23 protein-coding genes are annotated in these 25,065 nt (G+C 65.9%); 10 read left to right on the top strand and 13 right to left on the bottom strand.

Annotation, left to right across the window (positions count from 1 at the left end):
- Nucleotides 1–96 precede the first annotated feature (96 nt).
- The gene (locus HU230_RS14570; protein ID WP_176531068.1) at nt 97–759 is read right to left on the bottom strand and encodes a response regulator; all 663 of its coding nucleotides are present in this window, start codon (nt 757–759) and stop codon (nt 97–99) included.
- Nucleotides 756–2,177, bottom strand: a complete 1,422-nt coding sequence (locus HU230_RS14565; RefSeq protein WP_176531069.1) for a sensor histidine kinase — start codon at nt 2,175–2,177, stop codon at nt 756–758. The genes HU230_RS14570 and HU230_RS14565 overlap by 4 nt, the downstream gene beginning before the upstream one ends.
- 227 nt (nt 2,178–2,404) lie before the next feature.
- Between HU230_RS14565 and HU230_RS14560 the strand changes: the two genes are divergently transcribed.
- The 6 genes from HU230_RS14560 to HU230_RS14535 all read left to right on the top strand — a co-directional run bounded on the left by HU230_RS14560 (nt 2,405) and on the right by HU230_RS14535 (nt 9,007).
- Nucleotides 2,405–3,340: a DUF3280 domain-containing protein gene (locus tag HU230_RS14560; RefSeq protein ID WP_176531070.1), complete on the top strand. Its 936-nt coding sequence runs from the start codon at nt 2,405–2,407 to the stop codon at nt 3,338–3,340.
- 149 nt (nt 3,341–3,489) lie between these two features.
- Nucleotides 3,490–4,401: an amino acid ABC transporter substrate-binding protein gene (locus HU230_RS14555; protein WP_176531071.1), complete on the top strand. Its 912-nt coding sequence runs from the start codon at nt 3,490–3,492 to the stop codon at nt 4,399–4,401.
- Between the two features lie 292 nt (nt 4,402–4,693).
- Nucleotides 4,694–5,710 (top strand): ABC transporter substrate-binding protein, encoded by a 1,017-nt coding sequence (locus HU230_RS14550; protein ID WP_224943276.1) that lies wholly within the window; start codon nt 4,694–4,696, stop codon nt 5,708–5,710.
- 287 nt (nt 5,711–5,997) lie between these two features.
- Nucleotides 5,998–6,147 carry a hypothetical protein gene (locus tag HU230_RS14545; protein WP_176531072.1) on the top strand — a complete coding sequence of 50 codons (150 nt, stop codon included), beginning with the start codon at nt 5,998–6,000 and terminating at the stop codon, nt 6,145–6,147.
- A gap of 136 nt (nt 6,148–6,283) precedes the next feature.
- Nucleotides 6,284–7,471 carry an NADH:flavin oxidoreductase/NADH oxidase gene (locus HU230_RS14540; protein WP_176531073.1) on the top strand — a complete coding sequence of 396 codons (1,188 nt, stop codon included), beginning with the start codon at nt 6,284–6,286 and terminating at the stop codon, nt 7,469–7,471.
- Nucleotides 7,472–7,657: 186 nt separating this feature from the next.
- Nucleotides 7,658–9,007 (top strand): S41 family peptidase, encoded by a 1,350-nt coding sequence (locus tag HU230_RS14535; RefSeq protein ID WP_176531074.1) that lies wholly within the window; start codon nt 7,658–7,660, stop codon nt 9,005–9,007.
- A 74-nt stretch (nt 9,008–9,081) separates the two neighbouring features.
- Here HU230_RS14535 and HU230_RS14530 read toward each other — a convergent pair whose 3' ends face one another.
- The 5 genes from HU230_RS14530 to HU230_RS14510 form a co-directional block, all read right to left on the bottom strand.
- Entirely contained in the window at nt 9,082–11,814 is a 2,733-nt protein-coding gene (locus HU230_RS14530; protein WP_176531075.1) for a bifunctional diguanylate cyclase/phosphodiesterase, read from the bottom strand.
- A 159-nt stretch (nt 11,815–11,973) separates the two neighbouring features.
- Nucleotides 11,974–12,489 (bottom strand): cyclic pyranopterin monophosphate synthase MoaC, encoded by a 516-nt coding sequence (moaC, locus tag HU230_RS14525; protein WP_176531076.1) that lies wholly within the window; start codon nt 12,487–12,489, stop codon nt 11,974–11,976.
- Nucleotides 12,490–12,493: 4 nt separating this feature from the next.
- Nucleotides 12,494–13,315, bottom strand: coding sequence for an indole-3-glycerol phosphate synthase TrpC (gene trpC / locus HU230_RS14520; protein WP_176531077.1), 822 nt, complete (start codon nt 13,313–13,315; stop codon nt 12,494–12,496).
- A gap of 11 nt (nt 13,316–13,326) precedes the next feature.
- On the bottom strand, nt 13,327–14,340 hold the full coding sequence (trpD, locus tag HU230_RS14515; protein ID WP_176531078.1) for an anthranilate phosphoribosyltransferase: 1,014 nt from the start codon (nt 14,338–14,340) through the stop codon (nt 13,327–13,329).
- A 70-nt stretch (nt 14,341–14,410) separates the two neighbouring features.
- A complete protein-coding gene (locus HU230_RS14510; RefSeq protein ID WP_176531079.1) occupies nt 14,411–16,312 on the bottom strand; it encodes a peptidylprolyl isomerase in 1,902 nt (633 codons plus the stop codon).
- Nucleotides 16,313–16,552: 240 nt separating this feature from the next.
- Here HU230_RS14510 and tpiA point away from each other — a divergent pair, with 240 nt between their 5' ends.
- Nucleotides 16,553–17,305 (top strand): triose-phosphate isomerase, encoded by a 753-nt coding sequence (gene tpiA, locus HU230_RS14505; protein ID WP_176531080.1) that lies wholly within the window; start codon nt 16,553–16,555, stop codon nt 17,303–17,305.
- A 119-nt stretch (nt 17,306–17,424) separates the two neighbouring features.
- Here the strand turns inward: tpiA and HU230_RS14500 are convergent, their stop codons facing one another.
- Complete coding sequence (locus tag HU230_RS14500) at nt 17,425–17,958, bottom strand: GNAT family N-acetyltransferase (protein WP_176531081.1); 534 nt, start codon at nt 17,956–17,958, stop codon at nt 17,425–17,427.
- 3 nt (nt 17,959–17,961) lie between these two features.
- On the bottom strand, nt 17,962–18,528 hold the full coding sequence (locus HU230_RS14495; protein ID WP_176531082.1) for a helix-turn-helix domain-containing protein: 567 nt from the start codon (nt 18,526–18,528) through the stop codon (nt 17,962–17,964).
- Nucleotides 18,529–18,731: 203 nt separating this feature from the next.
- Here HU230_RS14495 and secG point away from each other — a divergent pair, with 203 nt between their 5' ends.
- Together secG and HU230_RS14485 are read left to right on the top strand one after the other, a co-directional pair.
- Nucleotides 18,732–19,121: a preprotein translocase subunit SecG gene (gene secG / locus HU230_RS14490; protein WP_092114570.1), complete on the top strand. Its 390-nt coding sequence runs from the start codon at nt 18,732–18,734 to the stop codon at nt 19,119–19,121.
- A gap of 167 nt (nt 19,122–19,288) precedes the next feature.
- Nucleotides 19,289–20,920, top strand: coding sequence for a CTP synthase (locus HU230_RS14485; RefSeq protein WP_076857637.1), 1,632 nt, complete (start codon nt 19,289–19,291; stop codon nt 20,918–20,920).
- Between the two features lie 19 nt (nt 20,921–20,939).
- Here HU230_RS14485 and HU230_RS14480 read toward each other — a convergent pair whose 3' ends face one another.
- The 3 genes from HU230_RS14480 to HU230_RS14470 all read right to left on the bottom strand — a co-directional run bounded on the left by HU230_RS14480 (nt 20,940) and on the right by HU230_RS14470 (nt 23,877).
- Nucleotides 20,940–21,605: a class I SAM-dependent methyltransferase gene (locus HU230_RS14480; protein ID WP_176531083.1), complete on the bottom strand. Its 666-nt coding sequence runs from the start codon at nt 21,603–21,605 to the stop codon at nt 20,940–20,942.
- Between the two features lie 221 nt (nt 21,606–21,826).
- On the bottom strand, nt 21,827–23,206 hold the full coding sequence (locus tag HU230_RS14475; RefSeq protein WP_176531084.1) for a sensor histidine kinase: 1,380 nt from the start codon (nt 23,204–23,206) through the stop codon (nt 21,827–21,829).
- On the bottom strand, nt 23,203–23,877 hold the full coding sequence (locus HU230_RS14470) for a response regulator transcription factor (protein ID WP_176531085.1): 675 nt from the start codon (nt 23,875–23,877) through the stop codon (nt 23,203–23,205). The genes HU230_RS14475 and HU230_RS14470 overlap by 4 nt, the downstream gene beginning before the upstream one ends.
- Before the next feature lie 172 nt (nt 23,878–24,049).
- On the opposite strand from HU230_RS14470, the gene HU230_RS14465 reads away from it, so the two are divergent.
- On the top strand, nt 24,050–24,376 hold the full coding sequence (locus HU230_RS14465) for an NIPSNAP family protein (protein WP_050626418.1): 327 nt from the start codon (nt 24,050–24,052) through the stop codon (nt 24,374–24,376).
- Nucleotides 24,377–24,695: 319 nt separating this feature from the next.
- On the opposite strand, the gene HU230_RS14460 is transcribed toward HU230_RS14465, so the two are convergent.
- Nucleotides 24,696–25,031 (bottom strand): PAAR domain-containing protein, encoded by a 336-nt coding sequence (locus HU230_RS14460; RefSeq protein ID WP_176531086.1) that lies wholly within the window; start codon nt 25,029–25,031, stop codon nt 24,696–24,698.
- Nucleotides 25,032–25,065: the final 34 nt, after the last annotated feature.

Below are 25,065 nucleotides of genomic sequence, written 5' to 3'. Positions count from 1 at the left end.
GCATGTCGCTATTCTGGATTGTCTGTCCGGTTTCGTCAACCTGCCCGCACGGCGGGAACGGCCGTGGGGCAGCCTTGGTCGTTCGGCGATGCGGGTTCACCGTTCGCCCAGATCGATCGGCGTGAGGATGCCTTGCCGCAGCGCAAGGCGGACCAACTCGATGTCCGTGCCGACGCCGAGCTTGTCCTTGATCATGGAATGTAGGTTCGCGACCGTCTTGGGGCTGAGATGCAGCGCCTCGGCGATCTCGTCGGTGGTCTTTTCCGCGAGCAGCATGCGCAGCACCTCGAATTCCCGTGCGGTCAGGAGATCGGCAGCGGCGCTCTCGCTGGCGAGGTGGCTAAGCGCGAGTTCGTGGTCGATATCCGGGCTGATCGCGATCTTGCCCGACAGCGCATCCATCACGGCGTGCACCAGCGTCTCCGGCGGACTGGTCTTGGTGACATAGCCGCTCGCGCCGGCGCGGATCGCCTGCACGGCAAAGGCCGCGTTCTGGTGCATGGTGAACACCAGGATCTTTGCCCGCTTGTCCCACTGCCTGAGGCGCCGGATGGCCTCGATGCCGCCGATGCCGGGCATCGACAGGTCCATGATGACGAGGTCGGGCCCGGTCTCCTTGTAGAGGCGGTAGGCCTCGACGCCGTCGGAGGCTTCGGCGACGACGGCGAGGCCCGGCTGCTTCTGAAGCATTGCCCGGTAGCCCTCCCGAACGACGGCGTGGTCATCGACCAGCAGGATGGTTCGCGCCGCAGTGCTCATGCCGCGCGTTCCACAAATGCGGCCTCTCGGCCGGCCGCGACGGGAACGCTGACACGGAGCGAAGAGCCGGCGGACTGGCCGGCTTCGAAGTTCAGCCGCCCGCCGAGCGCGGCGACCCGCTCGCGCATACCGAGCAGGCCCATGCCGGACTTCACTTGAGGATCGCCCTGGGGATCGCCGGGCCTGCCATCATCGTCGATCGCGAGCACGATTTCGCCGCCGCCGCCGGCCGAAGCCGTCTCGCGCATCTCAAGCCGCAGCATGACGCGGGTGGCGCCGGCGTGCTTGGCCGCGTTGGTGAGCGCCTCCTGCACGATGCGGTAGAGGTTGGCGCCGGTGGAGGTGGCGATGCGCTCGAACGATCCCGATATGACGATCTCGAACCGCGGCTGTCCCCGACTGCGGCCGTTCCAGCCGGCGATCAGGCCCTCCAGACTGGCTGCAAGGCCGAGTTCGTCGACGTCGGGCGGGCGCAACCTGAACAGGGCGCCGCGCAACGTCTCCATCATGTCGGTCGCGGTCCGCGCGATGCCGTCGCATTCGGCGAGCAAGGTAGGGCAATCCTGCGCCGCGGTCAGGCGCGCCGAGGCGGCGAGCGCGCGGATCGCGGCCAGCGATTGCCCGAACTCGTCGTGCAGCTCGCGCGCGAGATGCCGGCGTTCCTCGTCCTGCACCACGATCAGTTTCTGCGTCAGCGCATTGCGGTCGGATAGCGCAGTGGTGAGGCGCTCGGCGAGATGGTTGAAGACGTCGCCGATCGCCGACAATTCGGCGAGATTGAACGGCGGCAGGCGCGCGGCAAGGTCGCCTGCGGCGATCCGCTCAAGCCCGTCGCGGATCAGCCGCGTCGGACGCAGCGCACGCGACAGCGCCGCATAGACCAGCGCGCAGAGCAGCGGCAGCGCGATCATGAGCACCGCCATCAGCCGGCCGGCATCGTGCCAGGCCTCAGTCGTCAGCACCGCCGGATCGACCCAGACCACGGCCTGACCGATCGCTTGGCCGCGCGAAATCACCGGGCGCACGGTCTCCCGGCCGGGATCGAACAGGCGGCGATAGAGCGCCGCAAAGGCCTGCGGCGGCGCGGCCGTATCGGTCTGCGTGCCGCCGCAGAAGCGCTGGCTGATCTCGCCGCTATTGCTGCGAAACGCGAGGCACAGGCCGGGCGCCATGACCGAGGTGGCAACGCTGTCGAGATCGGGGAAATCGGAGCGCGGATTGTTCAGCCACTGGATCTTGCTTTGCTGCAGCTCCAGCGTCCTGGCGGCGACATCGGCAACGGCAGCGATCCTGGCGCGCACCGAGCGGTCGGCCTCGATCAGGAAGTAGCCGGAGATCGCGGCAAAGCAGAGCATCGACACCGCAGCCACACGCAACGTCAGCCGCAGCTTCAGATCGCTTCCGGACCAATTCCACATTGGCGTATCCTCAGAGGTCGCAGACGACCTTCGGCGCGTGGTTGCGGGCAGGGCCGTCACGCCCATTAAACGGCAGAAAGGAAGCGTCGAGAAGCGTCGCCTTGGGTGTGGACCACGGTCGTGAAATTTTCCCGGCACCGGCCGGGAGGCGCTCCGCTGCGGCGCAGCGGCCTGCCGGCCTAGGCTGCGACCCAACCGACCACACCAGCAGCTGAAAGGCCTCGATCATGCGCCAGTCCCGCCTCGTCGTACGCGCCCTCGCATTGATCGGCCTTCTGGCCGGATCTTGTCCGCTGCGCGCCGAAACCGGCGCCGCCGCGGCTCCCCCGCTTGGCGTCAGCGTCGATGATTTCAGCTATGTCGACACCTCGGGCGAGGTGATCGACCAAACCGCCGTGCATCAGAAGCGGCTGGATGCGTTCATGGCTGCGCTGCGCGCCGATATTGCCGCGGAGCCGCGCTATCGCCTGGTGCCGCAGGCGGCGCCCGCCGGCGAGGCCCAAATCAAGGTGGTCGGCGGCGTGCAGAAGATGAGCACGCTGGTGCAGTGGGCCAAGGTGGCGGTCATCGATGTCGGCGCGAGCCGTGTGCTGTATGAAAAGCTCTACACGTTTCGTGGCGACAATGACGAGGCATGGGACCATGCGCGGATGTTCGTGTCGCGCGAGGTGCGCGCCGTTCTTGCCGCTGCGTTGCCGACGGCACGGGCCGCCGCCGCGGCGCCGATCGGGCTTGCGGTGTTCGAGTTCGAGCTCGAGGATAATTCCGCGGCACCGTCGTCCGGTCTTGCCGGCTCCGATGCAGCCACTCTGGCCGATGTCACCCAGGGCGTCCGCGACCGGCTCGCGCAATCGGGCCGCTATCGCCTGGTCGATACCGGCGGCGCAATGGCCGAGCCCGTCAAGGCGCGGGCGCTGCGCGACTGCGACGGCTGCGAGGCGGCGATCGCGCAGAAACTCGGCGCCGATCAATCGCTGATCGGTGTGATCAGGCGGGTCAGCCGGACCGAATACACGGTCGGCTTCCAGGTGCGCGACGCCCGCAGCGGCGCGGTCGTCTCACGCGGCGACAGCGGCTTGCGGATGGGCGCCGATTACTCATGGACCCGCGGCGCGGTCCATTTGGTCGGCGACCGCCTGCTCGAGGGCGGGGCGCAGCAGTAGCGATCCCGGCGCGGATGGCTCGCTGCTGCGGTCGCAACCTCGGCAGGCGGACCATAGCAAAGCGCGATAGCTGATAGACACACCGTCTTGTATCGCCGGGCCTGTGTGTGGGTTATCACCGCCATCTGATTACCGCACAGGAGCCGCCGATGCGTTTGCCCGCCGTCATTTTCGTCCTCACGCTCGCCGTAGGCCCCGCGGCCGCCGAGGAGCTGTCGGGCACGCTGCAGAAGATCAAGGAGACCAGGAAGGTCACGCTGGGCTTTCAGGAGGCCTCCGTTCCCTTCAGCTATCTCGACGACAACCAGCGGCCGATCGGCTTCGCGCTCGATATCTGCCTCAAGATCGTCGATGCCGTGAAGAAGGAGCTCGGCATGCCCGACATCACGGTCGACTATCTCCCGGTGACCTCGTCGAACCGCATCCCGCTGATGGTCAACGGCACGATCGACCTGCACTGCTCGGCGACCACCAACAGCGCCGAGCGCCAGAAGCAGGTGACCTTCACCAACTCGCACTTCCTGAGCGCGACGCGATTCGCCGCCAAAAAGTCCGCCGGCATCAACACCATCGACGACCTCAAGGGCAAGTCGGTCACCGCCGTTGCAGGCTCGGTGAACCTCACGCAGCTCATCAAGGTCAACACCGAACGCAAGCTCGGCATCAACGTTCAGCCGGCCAAGGACCAGGCCGAAGCGTTCCTGATGCTGGAGACCGATCGCGCCCAGGCCTATGCGCTCGACGATGTCCAGCTCGCCGTCGCGATTGCCCGATCCAAGCAGCCTTCGCTCTACATGATCAGCGAGGAGGCGTTCTCGAAGGCCGAGCCGTTCGGAATCATGCTGCGCCGGGAGGACGCGCCGTTCAAGGCGCTCGCGGACCGCGCGACGGCCGAGCTCTATGGGAGCCCGGAGATCGAGGTCATGTACAAGAAGTGGCTGGAGCAGCCGACACCGCCGAACGGCATCAATTACAATGTCCCGATGTCGCCGGCACTGAAGAATGCATTCGCCCATCCGAGCTCGAGCTTCGATCCTGATGTTTATGAGGTTGCAAAGTAGCGCGGCTGACGTAGCCCGCCTGCATGAGCCAACGGGTCGCGCGAACGCGCGCCCGATGACGGGCTCCGCGACATGCGGGGAGGTCACCGCAAACTGAGAGAGCGGCCCCGGATATCGCTGCGCCCATCCGGGCTACGTTCGCGTCGTCGGATATTGTTTTCCGCGCCAAGCCGTCAATCCTTGGAACGGCTTTTCGCGCGCGCGGCGAAAAACGAAATAGCGTCTCATATACATCGGCGGATTTTCTCCTAAGCTTGCAGGCAATGTAACTGCTGATCAGGAGCCTAAGCCGGTGACCACGCCATTTGTCCTTTCGCGACGTTCTGCGCTCGGCGTGCTCGCCGGAAGTCTGGTTGCGGGAAGTGCGCGCGCGGAAACCGGGGCGGGTGAGGGCGCCGATCTCGTTGGCGTCACCTTGCGGGTGGCGTATTACAAGGGCGGCTGGCGTCCGCTGCTGCAGGCGGCGGGCGAGGACAAGACGCCCTACAAAATCGAATGGAAGGAGCTCAACAACGGGGTGCTCCACATCGAGGCCCTGAACGGCGATGCGCTCGACGTCGGTTCGGGCAGCGAGGTTCCCGCGATGTTCGCCGCGCGCCAGAACGCAAAGGTGCGCTTCATCGCCGTCACCCATGAGGATCTCAACATCCAGGTCACGGTGGCGGCAAAGGACGCGCCGATCCATTCGATTGCCGACCTCAAGGGAAAGCGCGTCGGCTATGTGCGCGCGACCACGGCGCATTACTTCCTCGCGAAACAGCTCGAGGAGGCAGGCCTTGGGTTCGGCGATATCGAGGCGATCAATCTGACGCCGTCCGACGGCTACTCGGCGTTCGCCTCCGGCAAGCTCGATGCCTGGGCGATCTATGGCTACAACGGACAGCTCGCCATCGCCAGGCAGGGCGCGCGGCTGCTCAAGACCGGCGTCGGCTATCTCTCGGGCAATTTCCCGATCTACGCCAATCCGAAGGCCATCGACGATCCGCTGCGCCACGCGGCCGTGAGCGATCTGCTGCTGCGGATCCAGCGCGCCTATGCGTTCGCCAACAAGAATTTTCCCCTCTATGCGGCGGCGCAGGTAGCCGAAACCCATCTGCCGTTGCAGGACATTCTCGACCAGTTCGCCCGCCGCAGCGACGACTTCTCGCTGGCTGGTGTAACGTCTGACGTGCCGGACACCCACCAGAAGGTTGCCGACACCTTCCTCAAGCTCGGCGTGCTCGACGCGCGCGCCGAGGTCGGACAATTCTGGGATACGAGCTTCAACGACGCGATCGCCGCGGGCGCAGCAAGGCTCGTGCGGAGTTGACGGCCACGGTGAGGATGTAGCCCATATGGGCTAGGTGATGGACGGGCAGGTTCCCGGAGATCGCGGCATTCCGGACGAGAAAGTTCCAGCATGGCCGCGCGCGGCTGTGCTGTGCTGCCATGCGGACCGGAGAGCTTGCAGGCCGCGCCAGGTCCGTACGATGATGATCCAGATCACGTTGAATCGAACGCGGGTCGGCCCCGTCAGCGGCCTTCAGGCGCCCCGGGGCCAGTTTTTGTTCGCAGCTAATAATTGTCGCTCATGCGGATTGTTGCTCGGAGCTGAAATTGAATCACGACACGTTGGCCAAGCTCACCGTCACCATCATCGTCCTGGCCGCGCTGCTGGTGTGGCGCGTTGCCGACCAGAGGAAAGTGATCGCATGCGGGGTAGACTGCCCGACGGACCTGTCGGCGAACCGGAAGCCCGCTCAATAGGAACAGCTCGTGGATGGATGTTGCCTCGGTGATGCGCGCCCCGCGCCCCTTTCGGCCGTCGTGCAGTGCGTATAACGTCGGCGGCAAATAGAAGATCGGTCCCGCGCGCCGGGTAACGACGTGAAGTGAGGAAGCGATGTCCGACATGCTGCTGTTTTCGCCGATGACCATCCGCGGCGTCACGCTGAAGAACCGCATCGTGGTGCCGCCGATGCATCAATATTCGGCCGAGAAGGGCTTTCCGACCGACTGGCATCTGATGAACGCCGGCAAGTTCGCCGCCGGCGGCGCCGGTCTCGTGATCGTCGAATCGACCAAGGTCGAGCGGCGCGGTTGCGGAACGATCGGCGATCTCGGCATCTGGGATGACAAGTTCATCGCGCCGCTCAGCCGGCTCGTCGGCTTCATCAAGCAACAGAATGCAGTGGCCGGCATCCAGCTCGGCCATTCCGGCCGCAAGGCGCGCGCAAGCCGCCCCTGGGAAGGCGACCGACCGCTCGAACGCAGCGCCGCAATCGAGGATTGGGATGCCTGGACGCCGGTGGCGCCGAGCGCGATCGCCCATAGCGAGCGCTGGCCGGTGCCGCGCGCGCTGGAAACGCAGGAGGTGAAGGACCTCGTCGCGGCCTGGGGGCAGGCGGCGCGGCGCGCGCACGAGGCCGGGTTCGAGGTGCTGGAGCTGCACGGCGCCCATGGCTATCTCGTGCACGAATTCCTCTCCGCGCGCTCCAACCAGCGCAGCGATCAATATGGCGGCTCGGAAGCCAACCGGATGCGCTTCCTGATCGAGGTGACGGAGGCGGTGCGCGCGCACTGGCCGGATCACAAGCCGCTGTTCGTGCGGCTGTCGGTCGAGGACAATGCCGGCTGGGGTCCGGAACAGAGCGCGCGGCTGGCGGCGATCCTGAAGCCGAAGGGCGTCGACGTGATCGACTGCTCGTCGGGGGGAATCAGCGAGATGGCGCCGATCCTGGGCAAGGAGATCAAATACAACTATCAGGTGCCGCTGGCGGAATATGTCCGCCGGCATGCCGATATCATGACCATGGCGGTCGGCCTGATCATTCATGGTGACCAGGCCGAGCAAATCCTGCGCGAAAAACAAGCAGATTTGATCGCGGTCGGCCGGGAAATCCTCAATAGCCCCAACTGGCCGATGGATGCCGCGCTGAAACTCGGGGTTGAAGGGCCATTTCGCCATGTTCCTCCGCAGTTTGGCTATTGGCTGGGCACCCGGGCCAAGCGCGGATTCGGGACTCGGCCGTCGACCTGGCAGAGCGGGCTGCGGGAGGCTGGGCCAGAGGCCGACCGGAAGCCGACTTGAGGCTGACGTGGTGCTGACTAAATGCTGATTTTGGGGCTGACCAGGGCATCGTGACAGGACCGTAATGGTCCAGTGACAAGGCGGCCTTGATCCGACCAAAAAGCCGTTGTGTGGTGCCCCCGTCGGGGTGGGGCAGGCGAACGTTGCGGAACGTTGCCGGCCGATAGCGAAAAAGGATCGCGGATAATGCGCAAACATGTTGGCTTCTTCCTCGGGACGGTTGCGGGAGCGTGTCTCACCCTGCTCGTGGCCTCGCCGCAGGGGGCGCATCTGTTCGCCGTCGCCAATGCCGCCGCGCATGCCGACAACACCTATTCGCAGCTCAACCTGTTCGGCGAGGTGTTCGAGAAGATCAAGACCGACTACGTCGAGAAGCCCGAGGACTCCAAGCTCGTCGAAGGGGCGATCAACGGCATGATCTCCTCGCTCGATCCGCACTCCCGCTACATGAACGAGAAGGGCTGGGCGGAGATGCAGGAGACCACGCATGGCGAGTTCGGCGGGCTCGGCATCGAGGTCACGATGGAGGACGGCTTCGTCAAGGTGGTGGCGCCGATCGACGACACGCCGGCTTCGCGCGCCGGCATCATGTCGGGCGACGTGATCACCTCGATCGACGATGAGCAGATCCAGGGCCTGACGCTCGACCAGGCCGTCAACAAGATGAAGGGCGCGCCCAACAGCTCGATCCGGCTGAAGGTCGTCCGCAAGGACGCCGACAAGCCGATCGAGGTCTCGATTACCCGCGAGATCATCCGCGTCCGCCCGGTGAAGTATCACGTCGAGGGCGGCGACATCGGCTACATCAGGATCACCTCGTTCAACGAGCAGACCACCGAGGGCCTGCGCAAGGCGATCGGCGAGATCCAGAAGCAGGTCCCGCAGGACAAGCTCGACGGCTACGTCGTCGACCTCCGCAACAACCCGGGCGGCCTGCTCGACCAGGCGGTCTCGGTGACCTCGACGCTGATGCAGCGCGGCGAGGTGGTTTCGACCCGCGGCCGCAATCCGGAAGAGACCCAGCGCTTCACCGCCCACGGCGGCGACATGACCAAGGGCAAGCCGCTCGTGGTGCTGATCAATGGCGGCTCGGCTTCGGCTTCCGAGATCGTCGCCGGGGCGCTGCACGACCACAAGCGCGCGACCCTGATCGGGACCCGCTCGTTCGGTAAGGGCTCGGTGCAGACCATCATTCCGCTCGGCGCCGGCAATGGCGCGCTGGCGCTGACCACGGCGCGCTATTTCACCCCGTCGGGTCATTCGATCCAGGCGCTCGGCATCAAGCCCGACATCGAGGTGCTGCAGGACGTGCCGGACGAGTTCAAGACCCGCTCCGAGCTCAAGGGCGAAGCCTCGATGCGCGGCCATCTCTCCGCCGAGGGCGCCGAGCAGACCGGCTCGCAATCCTACGTGCCGCCGGACGAGAAGAACGACAAGGCGCTGGCCGCGGCGTTCAACCAGCTGCGCGGCGTCACCGTGAACGCCGACGCCAAGAACGCGGACAAGGCTGCGCAGAAGCGGCCGGTGCCGAACTAGGCCCATCTCTTCTTCGTCATGCCCGGGTCACGCTCGGGCATGACGCGTTATCGGTCGTCCACACCTTCCGAAGTCTACGCCGCGCCGGCAACAGGTTTGCGCCGACGCGTGGCGGTCGGACCTGCAGCAGGGCCACGGCGATGCCCGGCCAAGAGCTCGCGGATCTGGGCGGCCGGCTTCGGCGGGCTGAACAGATAGCCCTGCATTTCCGAACAGCCGAGCTCGCGCAGCAATTGCTGCTGCTGCGCGGTCTCGACGCCTTCCGCCGTCGTGGTCATGCTGCGCTCGGCGGCGATGTTGACGACGGCCTCGACGATGCCGGCCGAACCTTGCGGATCGGCGATGTCGGTGACGAAGCAGCGGTCGATCTTGATCTTGTCGAACGGGAAACGCTTCAAATAGCTCAGCGACGAATAGCCGGTGCCGAAATCGTCGAGCGCGATCCTGATGCCGATGGCGCGGAGCTGATGCAGCGCGGCCAGCGCCGTCTCGTCGTCGCGGATCAGTACCGCCTCGGTGATCTCAAGCTCCAGCCGGCCCGCCGACAGGCCCGATGCCGCCAGCGCCGCGATCACCTTGAGCGCCAGCGTGCCGGTCCGGAACTGCACCGGCGAGACGTTGACCGCGAGCTTGACGTGATCGGGCCAGTTCACGGCTTCCTTGCAGGCCGTCATCAGCACCCATTCGCCGAGCTGGTTGATCAGGCCGGTCTCCTCGGCGATCGGCACGAAGTCGGCCGGCGAGATCATGCCGCGCACCGGATGGCGCCAGCGCACCAGCGCCTCGCAGCCGGTGATCTCGTTGCTGCGCAGGTCGACGCAGGGCTGGTAATACACTTCGAGCCCGCTGCCCGCGGCGATGGTCTGCCGCAGCTCCATCTCGAGCTCCCGGCGGGCGCGGGCATCGGCATCCATCGCCGGTTCGAAGAAGCGCGAGACGCGCCGGCCGGCCGACTTCGCCGCATACATCGCAAGGTCGGCGTTCTTCAATATCTGGTCGAGATCGGTGCCGTCCTTCGGCGCCAGCGCAATGCCGATGCTGGCGTCGGTCGTGACCTGGTGGCCGAGGCATTGATAGGGCGAACGGATGACCTCGTAGATGCGCGCGACGAGGTCGGTGACCTCGACCTCGTTCTTCACGCCGGTCTGCACGATCGCGAATTCGTCGCCGCCGAGCCGGGCGACGAAATCGCCGTCGCCGATCACGCCGGATAGCGTCCGCGCAACGGACTTGAGTAATTCATCGCCGACCATGTGGCCGAGCGAGTCGTTGACGCCCTTGAATTCGTCGATGTCGATATAGAGCACCGCGAGCTGGCTGTCGGGGGCGACATGCGGCAGCTCGCGCTTGATCTCCTCGTGGAACAGCGCGCGGTTCGGCAGGTCGGTGAGAGCATCGTAGTGGGCAAGATGCGTGATGCGCTCCTCGGCGCGGCGGCGCTCGGTGACGTCCTCGTGGGTTGCAAGCCAGCCGCCATCGGCCAGCGGCTCGTTGACGACCTGGATCGAGCGCCCGTCGGGCGTCGCGATCACCATGGTGTTGCGGATGCCGACGTCGCGCAGCACGAGGTTGACGTAGCGCTCGACGTCGCCCTGGAACGAGCCCGTCAGGTGGCGATGCACGATGACGTCGCGGAAGCTGCAGCCGGGCCGGATGACGTCGGCGGATAATCCGTACATCTCGATATAGCGCTTGTTGCAGATCACCAGCCGCTGCGCGGCATCGAACAGCAACAGCCCCTGCGTCATGTTGTTGACGGCGGTGTCGAGCCGGAGCTTCTCCAGCGTCAGGCGTTGCTGCTGGGTGCGGTGCTGCTGCAACAGCTTGCGCACCACGAGCGTCAGTAGGATCGCGATCGCCAGCACCGATGCTGCGGTCACCGCGATCAGCATGCCGATCTGCTCGCGCCAGTTGGCGAGTGCCGCTTCCGTGGTGGTCGTGGCGACGACGACGATCGGGAATTTGGCGAGTGCCCGCGACGACACCAGGCGGTCCTTGCCGTCGACCGGGCTGGTCAATCGCGAGGTGCTCTCGGGCTGCTCGAACACCTGCTGCTGACCGGCCGGGCCGGTGCGGAAGTTCTTCCCGATCATCTCCTCGACATGGGGATAGCGCGCCAGCAGCGTGCCGTCGCGATGGTGCATCGAGATCGCGGCGCCTTCGCCGAGCGCAACGGTCGAGAAGAATTTCTCGAAGGTCGCCGGCTCGACGCCGCGGACGAGTACGCCGAGAAACTCGCCGCGTGGGCCGGTCACCTTGCGGGTGATGGCGGTGGTCCAGACTCCGCTGACGCGGCTGACCACCGGGGCGACCAGCATGTCGGGCGAGTAGGGGCTCGATTTGAAAGTCTGGAAGTAGCTGCGGTCGGCGATGCTGACCTGCGGCAACGGCCAGTCGCCTGAGCTGTTGATCAGCATGCCGTCGGCGTCGAACACGTTGAGTCTGCCGACATTGGACAGCGCGTCCATCTTGGACTTGAGCATTGCATGGATGTCCGCGGCCGACATCCGGCGCTTGTAATTCTCCGGTGTCGCGATCCCGTTGTCGCGCATGAACGCGATCAGGTCGCGCTGGACCACCTCGAAATCCTCGAGCTGCTGGTCGAAATGCCGCGCCAGCAGCAACACGGTGTTCTCGAGCTCACGCTCGCTGTTGTGCAGGGCGCGCTCGCGGAAATTCTCGGCCATCAGGGTGGCGCCGATCGCGATCGCGGCCATCAGCACGGCGCCGCCAAGGATCAGCCAGCGGATCGGACCACTGCCGATCACCGAGGTGACGTTGAACGAGGCGCTGCCGTTTTGCTTCATCTGACGCTATCGCTTCCAGGCGTTTCACCCGGAAGTAGCTTTCGCGCACCTCCGGCCCGCGAAAGTCGTATCCAAACGAAATGGAGCGCGGGTTAGCGAGATTGGTTAACGGATGGTTGCGCGTCTTCGCGAAAGGCCATCCCTGCGCATCGGTCGCGATCACTCGGCTGCGTGATAGTGCCCGGACTTGCCGCCGATCTTCTCGACGAGGTGAATGCCTTCGATCCGGATGCCACGATCGACCGCCTTGACCATGTCGTAGATCGTCAGGCAGGCGACCGAAACCGCGGTCAACGCCTCCATCTCGACGCCGGTCGGCCCCGTCACCTTGACACTGGCGCGGACGATGCAGCCGGGCAGCTTCTCGTCGGTGGCGATGTCGATCGTGACCTTGGTCAGGGCCAGCGGATGGCAGAGCGGGATCAATTCCGAGGTCCGCTTCGCCGCCATGATGCCTGATATCCGCGCGGTCGCCAGCACGTCGCCTTTCTTGGCCTGTCCGGACTCGATCAGCGCGAGCGTTGCCTTGCTCATCAGGACGCGGCCTTCGGCGATCGCGGTCCGTTCGGTCGCGGGCTTGGCCGAGACGTCGACCATGCGCGCCTCGCCCTTGGCGTCGATATGGGTGAGGGCGGCGACGGGTCCCTTCGATCCGGCTTTGGTCTTGCGCGCCATCGCGTCAGCGCGTGCCGGTGGCGCGCGGTGCCGCCTGCCGCGTCAGCAAGGCGCGGGTGGCCGCGGTGACGTCCTGCTGACGCATCAGGCTCTCGCCGACCAGGAAAGTCGACATTCCGACGCGCTCGAGGCGGGCGAGGTCCTCCGGCGTGAAGATGCCGCTCTCGCCGACCATCAGGCGGTCGTCCGGGATCAGCGGCGCCAGTGCCTCGCTGGTTGCGAGTGTCGTCTCGAAGGTGCGCAGATTGCGGTTGTTGACGCCGATCATCGGCGAGCGAAGCTTCAGGGCACGGTCGAGCTCGGCGCGGTCGTGGATCTCGATCAGCACGTCCATGCCATAGCCGAGCGCGGCGTCCTCGATCTCGCAGGCCGCCGCATCGTCGAGCGCGGCCATGATGATCAGGATGCAGTCGGCGCCGTGGGCACGCGCCTCCGCCACCTGATAGGTGTCGAACATGAAGTCCTTGCGCAGCACCGGCAGATTGGTCGCCGTGCGGGCCGCGACCATGAAGTCGAGATGGCCCTGGAACGACGGCGCATCCGTCAGTACCGACAGGCACGCCGCGCCACCCGCCTCATAAGCCTTCGCGAGCACGGGCGGATCGAAGTCGGCCCGGATCAACCCCTTGGAGGGCGAGGCCTTCTTCACCTCCGCGATCAGCGCGTAGTCGCCGCGTGCATGCTTGTCCTTCAGGGCGCGGACGAAGCCGCGTGGAGCTGAGGCCGCTTTCGCCCGCGCCTCGACCTCGGCGAGCGGACGCGCGCGCTTCGCGGCGGCGATCTCCTCGCGCTTGTAAGCCTCGATCTTGGTCAGGATGTCGGACATGTCCCGCGCTCTCAGCCGTTGGAAACCGCGACCAGGTGCTTCAGCCGCGCCGCGGCCGCGCCGCTGTCGAGCGACTGGGCGCCGATCGCCACGCCTTCCTTCAAATCCTTGGCACGGTCGGCCACGATCAGCGCGGCGGCCGCGTTGAGCAAAGCGACGTCGCGATAGGCGCTCGGCTTGCCCTGGAGCACGCTCGACAGCGCGATCGCATTGGCGTCGGCATCACCGCCCTTCAGCGCCTCGCCGCCGACGCGGACGAGGCCCGCCTCCTCAGGCGTCACCTCGAATGTCCTGATCTCGCCGTTCTCGAGCGTTGCAACGAAGGTCGGGCCGGTGAGGGTGATCTCGTCGAGGCCATCGGAGCCGTGCACGACCCAGACCTTGTCGGAGCCGAGGTTCTTCAACACCTGCGCCAGCGGCTGCACCCATTGCCGCGAGAACACGCCGACCATCTGCCGCTTGACGCCGGCCGGGTTGGAGAGCGGCCCGAGCAGGTTGAAGATGGTGCGGGTGGCAAGCTCGACCCGGGTCGGGCCGACATTCTTCATGGCCGGATGATGCGAAGGCGCGAACATGAAGCCGATGCCGGCTTCCTTGACGCAGCGCCCGACTTGCGCAGGCGTCAGGTCGAGCTTGACCCCGAGCGAGGCCAGCACATCGGCGGCACCCGAGCGCGACGACAGCGCGCGATTGCCGTGCTTGGCAACGGGTACGCCCGCGCCGGCCACGATGAAGGCCGCGCAGGTCGAGACATTGACCGAGCCCGAGCCGTCGCCGCCGGTGCCGACGATGTCGACGGCTTCCGCCGGTGCGGTGACCCGCAGCATCTTGCCGCGCATCGCGCTGACCGCGCCGGTGATCTCTTCGACGGTCTCGCCGCGCACCCGCAGCGCCATCAACAGCCCGCCCATCTGCGAGGGCGTGGCTTCGCCCGACATCATGCTGTCGAAGGCGGACGCCGCCTCTTCACGCGTCAGCGTGGCGCCGGTGGCGACTTTTCCGATGATCGATTTCAGGTCGTCCATTCGCTGGCTCAGGGTCTGTTGTTGGAGCTTGGTCGCCGCGCAGCGCGTCGTCGCGCTGTCCCGATCATGCTCAATTATTTGCGCCTGTCACCTGTGCGAAGGCTGCCTGGTTGACGGTCACACCGATGTCGGTCTCGATCTTCGCGACATATTGCGCGACCTGCTCGTCGCTCAACGAGCGCCGCAGCGCCTCGCTGAGCTGCTTGACCTCGTTGGAGGCGAAGTCGACCGGGGGCACCGTCACATCGGTGACGCGGAACACCACCCACTGGCTGCCGCCGGCCGCGGAGGTCTGTCCGTCGCCGTCCTTGGCGGTGCGGAATGCGGCCGCGATCACGCCGGCCGGCACGTTGGGCAGCGTGGCCTCGCGGCGGAAGTTCGCGGCGGTCTCGACCTTGACGCCGGCCGCCGTGGCCTCGTCGGCGAGCTTGGCGCCGCTGTCGAGCTTCTGGACCATCTCGGTCGCCTTGGCGCGCAGCCTGGCGGAGATCTGGTCCTCGCGCCACTTGGCCTCGACCTGGTCGCGGACCTCGTCGAGGGTGCGCTCGCGCGACGGCGTGATGCCGAGCACGTCGTACCAGACATAGCCGTTGTTGAACTGGATCGGGTCGTTGTCGACGCCGACGTCGCTGTTGAAGGCCTGCGACACCACGTCGAGGCCGCGTGGGATGTTTGACGCGACCTGGCCGTTCGGCAGACGTCCCGAGCGATCGATCGCGTCGATGGTGACGGCGGTCAATTTCAGCTTCTGCGCCGCGTCGATGACGCTGGAGCCGCCGCCGCGCTCGTCTTCCATCTTGTCGCGGAGCTCAGCGACCTTGGCGCGGGCGCGCTCGGTCGCGATCTCGTTCTTCACCTGCTGCGCAAGGGCCTCATAGCTCGGGGTAACGCCGGGCTCGATCTTGCCGACCTTGACCAGCGCGACGCCGAAGCGGCCCTGGATCGGCTGGCTGACTTCGCCTGCCGGCAGCGCGAAGGCGGCATCGCCGACCGCAGGGTCAAGGATCGCCGACTTCGCGACCAGACCGAGGTTGACGTCGGCGGGATTGAGCTTGCGCTCCTTGGCGATGTCGTCGAACGAGGTGCCCGAGGTGATGCGGGCGCGGGCGGCCTGCGCCTCACCGGCGTCCGGAAACACGATCTGCGAGACCTCGCGCTTCTCCGGCGTGCTGAGCCGGTCCTTGCGCTCCTCGAAGATCTTCTTGGCATCCTCGTCGGACACGGTCTCCCACTTGCCGATTTCTTCCGGCGTGATCGCGACGAAGGCGATCTTGCGGTACTCGGGCGCGCGGAACTGGACCTTGTGGTCCTCGAAATAGGCAGCCAGCGCCTCGGGCGAGGGCGGATCGATGGTGCCGGCCTGCGCGGCGCCGAGCGTGACATAGTCGATCGAGCGCTGCTCGTTCTGGAAACGGGTCAGCGCCTCGACCACGGCCTTGGTCGGCTCGATCCCGGACGAGATGGTGCCGGCGATCTGCCGCCGCAGGCCGACGCGGCGCTGCTCGGCGATGTAGCGGCCCTCGGTGTAGCCGAAGTTGCGGATCACGGACTGGAAGCGCTGTGGATCGAACTGGCCGTTGAGGCCCTTGAAGTTCGGATCGTTGTAGATCGTGCGCAGCACCTCGGCATCGGACTGGTTGAGGCCCATGCGGCGCGCTTCCTCGTCCAGCGCGGCCTCCGCGAGCGTCTGCTGCAGCACCTGGCGGTCAATCCCGAAAGCGCGCGCCTGGTCGGGGGTCAGCGGACGGCCGAACTGGCGGCCAAGCTGCTGCAGCCGGTCGGTATAGATCTGGCGGAACTGCTCGGCCGAAATCTCGGTCCCGCCCACCTTGGCGAAGGTCGACTGGCCAAACCCCTTGAAGATGTCGGCAATGCCCCAAATTCCGAAACTGACGATCAAAACGCCCATCACCACGGCCATAATCGTCTTGCCGAGCCAGTTTGATGAGGCTTTCCGCATTCCTCGAAGCATGGGTCCAACTTGTTTTACAGGAGGGGAACCGGGTCGTACCCAAGTGGGACTAAAAGTCGGGACTTTTTGTCCGGCAGCAGGGCGTCACCGAATTGAAAACGCTTATAAAGTGGCTCGTGTCCCCCCGCAACCTCGGGCGCGCGGGCGGAAGCGTCGCACGGCAGGCGCGAAGCCGCACTCTGGAAGTCGCCGCCCGGCTCTGATAGCGCAGGGGCACGCTTGAATGATGGGAAATCCGACATGACCGACGCCGTCCGGCCGCTGATCGCCGGCAACTGGAAAATGAACGGCCTGAAATCCTCTTTTGCCGAGTTCGACGCGATGCTGGCCGGCGCCGGCGATGTCGCCGGGAAGGCCGATCTCTTGGTCTGCCCGCCGGCGACATTGGTCGGGGCCTTTGCCGACAAGGCGCGCGGCTCGAAGGTCGCCGTCGGCGCCCAGGACTGCCATCCGAAAGCGTCGGGCGCCCACACCGGCGACCTCTCGGCGGAAATGTTTAGGGATCTCGGCGCGGTCGCCATCATCGTCGGCCACTCCGAGCGGCGCGCCGACCATGGCGAGACCGATGCCTTGATTCGGCAGAAGGCGGAGGCAGTGTGGCGCGCCGGGCTGACCGCGATCGTCTGTATCGGCGAGACGCGCGAGCAGCGCGACGCCGGCAGGACGCTCGATGTCTGCGGCACCCAGCTTGTCGGCTCGCTGCCCGACGGCTCGACCGCGGCCAATCTGGTGGTGGCCTATGAGCCGGTCTGGGCGATCGGCACTGGCCTGACCCCGACCGCAGAGGATGTCGAGGAAGTTCACAGGTTTATCCGAGGTCAGCTCACCGATCGCTTCAAGGGCGAGGGAAGCCGGACCAGGATTCTCTATGGCGGCTCGGTGAAGCCGTCGAATGCCGCCGAGCTGATGGCCGTCGCCAATGTCAACGGCGCGCTGGTCGGCGGCGCCAGCCTGAAGGCGTCGGACTTTTTGGCGATCGCCGCTGGCTGTTAAGCGGCCGTGGCCGACGCTATGCCTCCGTCATTGCGAGCGAAGCGAAGCAATCCATGGCTCCGCATATGCGGAAATATGGATTGCTTCGTCGCTTCGCTCCTCGCAATGACGGATTCGGGTTACGCCGCCGCGGCCGCGCCGATCCGCTTCCAGTAGATCATCGTCCCGGTGAGGCCGCCATGCGGCTTCAACGCGTAATCGGGGATGATGCCGCTGAGCCGAAAGCCCTGCTTCTCGTAAAGCGGCGCGGCGCCGTCGTCGACGGCGGTGTCGAGCACCAGCAGCGTGCGCCCGTGCGCGATCGCCAGCTGCTCGGCGGCGCGCAGCAATGCCGTCGCCACGCCGCGGTTGCGGTGGCTCACGCGCGTCATCATCTTGGCGATCTCGGCGCGATGCGGCTGGTTCGGCGGCAGCTTCAGCAGCAGCGTTACGGTGCCGATCAGGCTGTCGCCGTCGAACGCGCCGAGCACTACTCGCTCGCCGCGCGCCGCGGCGCCAAGCGAGTCCTGCCAGAATGCCTTCGCGTCATTTAACGGCAGCGGATGCATGAAGCTCACTGAGCCGCCGCTCGCGACGGTCTCGATCAGCAGCGCACCGAGTGCGTTGCACAGGTCCGGCTCGTCCTCGAGCGGCTTGATGGCGAAGTGCGACATGCATCAGCTCCGGGCCAAGGCGACCACGTAGGTGCAGCCGGCGTTGGTTTCGTTGGCGAAGGTGGTCTCAGCGGGCGGCCCGAAGCCGAGGCAATCGCCGGCGGCAAGCACATAGCGCGCGCCGCCCTCGGTGATGACAAGGCTGCCGCTCAGCACCCAGACCAGCTGGCGAATATGGGCGTAGGACGAGGCGGGCAGGGTCACGGACTGCCTCGCCGGCATTTCCACCCGCACCAGCTCGACCGGATGATCGGGACGGCTGAACACCTGGCGGCGCAGATAGCCGGTTTCCGGATCGCTCCAGATCGGCTGCGCGGCCGCGCGCGACAGCCGTTCGCCCTGGCCTTCTGCGCGCAACATCAGGCCGGCCAGAGTGAGGTCGAAGGCCGAGGCGAGACGCACCAGCACGACCGCGGTCGGGCTGACCTCGGCGCGCTCGATCTTGCTGATCGTCGCCTTCGAGACGCCGGAGCGTTCGGCAAGCTCGGCCAGTGACCAGCCCCGGCCGTCGCGCTCGAGCCTGATCCGCTGCGCCAGGCGCTGGCTCAGATCTTCTATCAAAGTATCCATTTTTCTATTATAATAGAAATGGCCGGTTCCGATCAAGGCTCAGGCAAGCGCGGCCGAGGCAGCTTGTGATGTCAGCCATTGCGACTATCTCGGGGTGACAATGCCCGGTCCAATCGTGTAACAGGGCGCGACTTCACGAAAAACCGCAAAGCCGATAGCGCCGTTTGTCTGGCCGCTTGGCGGCTTGTGACGGAAGGCTTGCGATGCAGACTGTCGTTATCATTATCCATCTCATGATCGTCGCCGTCATGATCGGCGCTGTACTGTTGCAGAAATCCGAAGGCGGGGGCCTTGGCATGGGCGGCGGCGCCGGCTTCATGTCGAGCCGCGGCACCGCGAATCTGTTGTCGCGGACCACCGCGATCCTCGCGGCCGGCTTCTTCCTCACCAGCCTGTTCCTGTCCTGGTATGCGGGCTACGACCGCAAGCCGAGCTCGATCATCGGCACCGGCGCACCGGCGCAGACCCAGCCGGCCAGCGGCGCGCCGATCACTGCACCGACCTCCGGCGGCATCCTCGATTCGCTGAAGAAGACCGACGAGCAGCAGGGGCAGCAGGCTCCGAGCGGCCCGCAGGCACCACGGTCGCAATAAAGCAGGGGCGCCATGCAGGATGCAGCGCTGGCATCCTGCATCAGAAATCCCCATCAATGCTCTGAAATCGCTTCCAATTTAATCTAACCCACAGCCCGGTGGATTGTTTGCCGGGAACAGCCGATTCGTTTTGCGAATCGCTGGAGTCGGCTTAAAGGTAAAGCCCCATGGCGCGGTACATATTCATCACCGGCGGCGTGGTCTCCTCGCTCGGAAAGGGTCTGGCATCGGCGGCGCTCGGCGCTCTGCTGCAGGCCCGAGGCTACAAAGTCCGCCTTCGCAAGCTCGATCCCTATCTCAACCTCGATCCGGGAACGATGTCGCCGTATCAGCACGGCGAAGTGTTCGTGACCGACGACGGCGCCGAGACCGATCTCGATCTCGGCCATTACGAGCGATTCACCGGTCGTCCGGCCACCAAGGCCGACAACATCACGACCGGGCGGATCTACCAGGACATCATCACCAAGGAGCGCCGCGGCGATTATCTCGGCGCCACCATCCAGGTGGTCCCGCACGTCACCAACGCGATCAAGGAATTCGTGCTGTCGGGCAACGACGAGTACGATTTCGTGCTGGTCGAGATCGGCGGCACCGTCGGCGACATCGAGGGCCTGCCGTTCTTCGAGGCGATCCGTCAGCTCAAGAACGAGCTGCCGCGCGATCACGCCGTCTACATTCACCTGACGCTTTTGCCGTACATTCCAAGTGCCGGCGAGCTCAAGACAAAACCGACGCAGCACTCGGTCAAGGAGCTGCGCTCGATCGGCATCCAGCCGGACATCCTGCTGTGCCGCACCGACCGTGAAATCCCGAAGGAAGAGCGGCGCAAGCTCGGCCTGTTCTGTAACGTGCGCGAGAGCGCCGTGATCGAGGCGCGCGACGTCGACAACATCTACGCCGTGCCGGAGGCCTATCACGCGGCCGGTCTCGACGACGAGGTGCTGGCCGCGTTCGGCATCACGGCGAAGATTCCGCCGGCGCTGCAGAGCTGGAACGTCATCAACGAGCGCGTTCGCAATCCGGAAGGCGCGGTGACGATCGCGATCGTCGGCAAGTACACCGGCATGAAGGACGCCTACAAATCGCTGATCGAGGCGCTCTCGCATGGCGGCATCGCCAACAAGGTGAAGGTCAATCTCGACTGGATCGAGAGCGAGGTGTTCGAGAACGAGGACCCGGCGCCGTTCCTCGAGCACGTCAACGGCATCCTGGTGCCCGGCGGCTTCGGCCAGCGCGGCGCCGAGGGCAAGATCCGCGCGGCGCAGTTCGCGCGCGAGCGTGACGTGCCGTATTTCGGCATCTGCTTCGGCATGCAGATGGCCGTGATCGAGGCCGCGCGCAATCTGGTCGGCATCGAGGAGGCCAACTCGACCGAGTTCGGCCCGACCAACGAGCCGCTGGTCGGCCTGATGACCGAATGGCTGCGCGGCAACGAGCTCGAGAAGCGCTCGCAGAGCGGCGACCTCGGCGGCACCATGCGGCTCGGCGCCTATCCCGCGGCGCTGAACCGCGGCAGCCGCGTCTCGCAGGTCTATGGCGGCGCGACCGAGATCTCGGAGCGGCACCGCCATCGCTACGAGGTCAACACCGCCTACAAGGACCGCCTCGAGCAGCACGGCCTGCGTTTCTCCGGCATGTCGCCCGATGGCGTGCTGCCGGAGATCGTCGAATACGAGGACCATCCCTGGTTCATCGGCGTCCAGTTCCACCCCGAGCTGAAGTCGCGGCCCTTTGAGCCGCACCCGCTGTTTGCGTCGTTCATCGAGGCGGCAGCGAAGCAGAGCCGGCTGATGTAAGCCGCCGTCAACTGCGCCGTCACACGGCGGCGCAGTCCTTGCTGGCCCGGCGTTCCTTCTTGATCGGTGAGACGCCTGCATCGGCCGCGGGGGTGACGTCGCGCGTGATGAGCTTGTATTGCGGGCGTCGCGTCAGCCGGTAGACCGCGGCAGGCGGCACGTTGAGGATGGCGCGATCGACCAGCGTGGCGCGCAGACCGAGCCGGTCGAGGATCGGCCGCGGCACCGGGCAGCGCATGCCGTAGGTGAATTGATAGAATGCGCCATTGGGACGCATGTAGCTGAATGCGCCGCTGACGATCGATATCACCTTGCGCGGCGACATGTTGAGCAGCGGCAGTCCACTGACCACGGCGCCGACCGGCGCGCCGTCGTACAGCCGTTCCGAGGCCAGCCGCGCGGCGTCCATCCACAGCACGCGCGCGCCGGGAAAGCGGAGCTGCAACAGCCGCATGAAATCCGAACCGTATTCGATCAACGTGAGATCCTGTTGGCGCACGCCGCGCTTCAGCAGCTGATAGGTGAAGGCGCCCGTTCCAGGACCGAGCTCCAGCACCGGACCTGTCTTGGCGCTGATGTCGCGCGTGATCAGTTCGGCGAGCGCTGCGCCCGAGGGCGCGATGGCGCCGACGCGGCCGGGGGCTGCCATCCACGCCGTGAAGAAAGACAGGAGATCATGTGCCATTGGGATTCCCAGCAAAATGTCGCCGCGCCTCGACTCGATTGCGTGGCGCGTTCTCTTCTTTGCGGGGCTTGCATTGCGACAACATTGCGCGATGTTGCTGAAGCCCGTTCGAATTGAATCGGAACGGGCTCCAGACTCTGGTCTGACTCGTTTCCTTCACGCGAACCGATGCCCATCCCGGATCAAGTCCGGGACAGACTTCGCTCGAAAACGCGCTGGCATCACGATGCGAACGGTGCCGGCGGTAATGTGAGACGGAAGCTCGCGCCGCCCGTCGGGCCATCGAGCACGGAGACGTGACCGCCATGCAGTCTTGCGATCTCGCGCACCATGTTGAGGCCCAGGCCGGCGCCGCGATCGAGCGGCGCAAGCCGATAGAACGGATCGAAGATCCGGGTGCGCTCATCCTTCGGAATACCGTCACCTTCATCGGTCACGTCGATGGTCGCGGCGCTGCCGACATGGATGGTGATGGTGCCGCGGCGGCCGCCGTGCTGGATGGCGTTCTGCACGAGATTGGTCAGCGCGCGCTCCAGCGCGGCGCGGTCGCCGATCGTTTCGACCCGATCGGCCGATGTATCGAGCGACAATTCGTAGCCGGCCGCGATGGCGAGCGGCGCGAGGTCGGCGGCGACATTGCGCGCGACCGCGACGAGATCGACGCAGCCGAACGGATTGCGGCACTGGTCGAAACGCTGGATGTCGAGCAGCTGCTCGGCGAGCGTCGCAAGCCGTGCCGCATCCTCGAGCAGGCGGGTTTTCTCCGGCCCTGACGGCAGCGACTCCAGCCGCGTGTTGAGGATCGCGATCGGCGTGCGCAATTCATGCGCGGCATCCGCGACGAAGCGCTGATGACGCGAATAGCCGTCGTCGAGCCGCGTCAGCGCATCGTTGACGGCGCTCACCAGCGGCGCGACCTCGAGCGGCAAATGGTCCGCCGACAGCCGGCTGCCACGCTGGCGGAAATCGATCCGGCGGGCTTCGTCGGCCGTGGAGTCGATGCCCGCAAACGCGCGTCGCACTACCATCGGCGTCGCGATGAAGGTGGCGCACGCCATCAGCAACAGGCCGGGCAGGGCGATGGCAAGGAATGCCAGCGTCGTGGCGAGGGCTGTCTTGACGCTCGACGTCGGCCCTTGCGTGGCTGTGAGCACCTGCACGGGGCCGGCGTCGGAATTGACGCGTTTCAGCCGCGCCGGCGGCTTGCGCGGATCGTCCTCGAACATCTGCCAGCCGAGCCTGGCCTGGCTGATCTGGTCGAGTGCATCGCCGATCTTGGCGAATTCGGGCGGCACTGCGCCTTCCGACAGCGAATGGCCTTGCCGGTCGCGCACCAGGAACCAGAGGTCCGGCGTGTTCTCGCGAAGCTGCTTGAGGTCGGCGGTCGGGCGCAACACCAGATTGCCCTGCGCATCGCGCGCGATCGCGTTCTGCACGATGGAGATGACGTGATCCTCGTCGCGCGGAACGATCAGGAAACCGGTGGCGCACAGCGCGCTGATCAGGCAGACGATCAGCATGGCGAGCAGCAGCGCCTGAAGCGTCACCAGCCGCCAGCTCAGCTTTGAGCGCAGGCAGTAGTGATCAGCCTGTTCGCTCATGATACCTGCTTCAGCAGGTAGCCCACGCCGCGGATGCTGTGGATCTCGACGCCGGCATCGGAGTCGGCGAGCTTGCGCCGCAGCCGCGAGACGTGAGCGTCGAGCGCGTTCGACTGAATCTCGTCCTCGAAATTGTAGACAGCTTCCTCCAGCGTCGCGCGCAGCACGGTGCGGCCCATCCGGCGCAGCAGCGTCTCCAGAACCAGCAGCTCGCGTCGCGGCAGCTCGAGCGGGCGGCCATTGACGCTGGCCTCGCGATGGCTGCAATCGAACGCCATCCGGCCGGCCTTGATGATCTCGAACTGCACGCCGGCGGGACGGCGCAGCACGGCGCGCAGCCGCGCCAACAGCTCCTCGACCGCAAACGGCTTGGCCAGATAATCGTCGGCACCGCTGTCGAGGCCGGTGATGCGGTCGGCGAGATCGCCGCGCGCGGTCAGCACGATAATCGGAACGCCGTCGGCCTTGGCGCGCAGCTTCGGGATCAGCGTGAGGCCGTCGCCGTCGGGGAGCTGGCGGTCGAGCAGGACGGCGCCATGCACGTCGGCGGAAATCGCTTCCTCGGCCTCGGCAAGGGTCGGCACATGATCGACGACCATGTCGTAGCCCTTCAGCGCCTGTGACAGCGCCGCCGCCATTTCGGCCTCGTCTTCAACCAGCAGTATCCGCATGTGCTTTTGGGTCCAGTTCCCGTACGGCCGGTTGTAGGGCAAGTAACATTGCAACAACATTGCGGAAATGGCCGCTTGCGATGAGCAGGGGTGCCATGTTGCCGCCCCCTCAAGACAGTCTGGAACCCGCTGGCTATAACCGCCCGCACAACAGGATCTAGGAGGACTGCCAATGATCTACGAGACCCGCGTCTATCGCTGCCTGCCGGGCCGGCTGCCGGCGCTGCTCAAGCGCTTCGAGACCATCACGCTGAAGCTCTGGGACAAGCACGGCATCAGGCAGGCCGGCTTCTTCACGACGCTGGTCGGCGAATCCAACCAGGACCTGACCTATCTGCTGGCCTGGGAATCGCTCGCCGAACGCGAGAAGAAATGGACCGCGTTCGCGACCGATCCGGAATGGATCGCCGCGCGCGCCAAGACCGAGGAGGACGGCCAGATCGTTCTCACCATCGAAAACCAGCTGTTGGTGCCGACCGCGTTCTCAGCGGTGAAGTGACGCAGGCTGCCGTCATTGCGAGCAGAGCGAAGCAATCCATTGGCACCGCATATGCGAGCGATGGAGTGCTTCGTCGCTGTCGCTCCGCGCAACGACGGCAGGCGAGAGGGTGCTTGCACGATTTCGGAATACTGGAAATATATCCCTGATTTGCCCGACGGGTCAAGGTGCCATGTCGAACGCCGGTAGCCGCCAGCGCCTTTGCATGGGGTTGTTTTCGATATTTTGGCCGCGCGGACCTGCGGTGGCGAGTTTCTCGCCGGCGAGGCACAGTGCGCCATCTGCTGTAGCGGGTCCCGTCCGAAATGCCGCGGCGAAACTATTGCGGGCAGCCCGACGTCTGATCGCCCTCGCGGACCATCGGCTTGCCGTTGATGAAGACGCCGTGGCTGCCTGAAGTGGTCTTGCCGCCGCAATGCGTGCGATCGCCCATCACCACGGCCGGCTTGCCGTTGATCAGGACGTTGGGCACGCCCTCGACGAGCGGACCGCCATTGCTGGTGGTGTCGCCGCTGCGCGCGGCCGGCTTGCCGTTGACGGTGACGCCTGCGGCGCCGCCGGTGACGATGCCGGGTTGGCTGCTGGTCTGGGCGTGCGCCAGGCCCGGCATCGCCGATAGGGCGGTCACAGCTCCGATCACAACCGAGATGCGCATTTCGTTCCTCATGGGAATCCGTTCCGCGACAACT

Source organism: Bradyrhizobium quebecense, from assembly GCF_013373795.3.
GTDB lineage: Bacteria > Pseudomonadota > Alphaproteobacteria > Rhizobiales > Xanthobacteraceae > Bradyrhizobium > Bradyrhizobium quebecense.
This window is presented reverse-complemented; position numbering and strand designations above follow the sequence as displayed.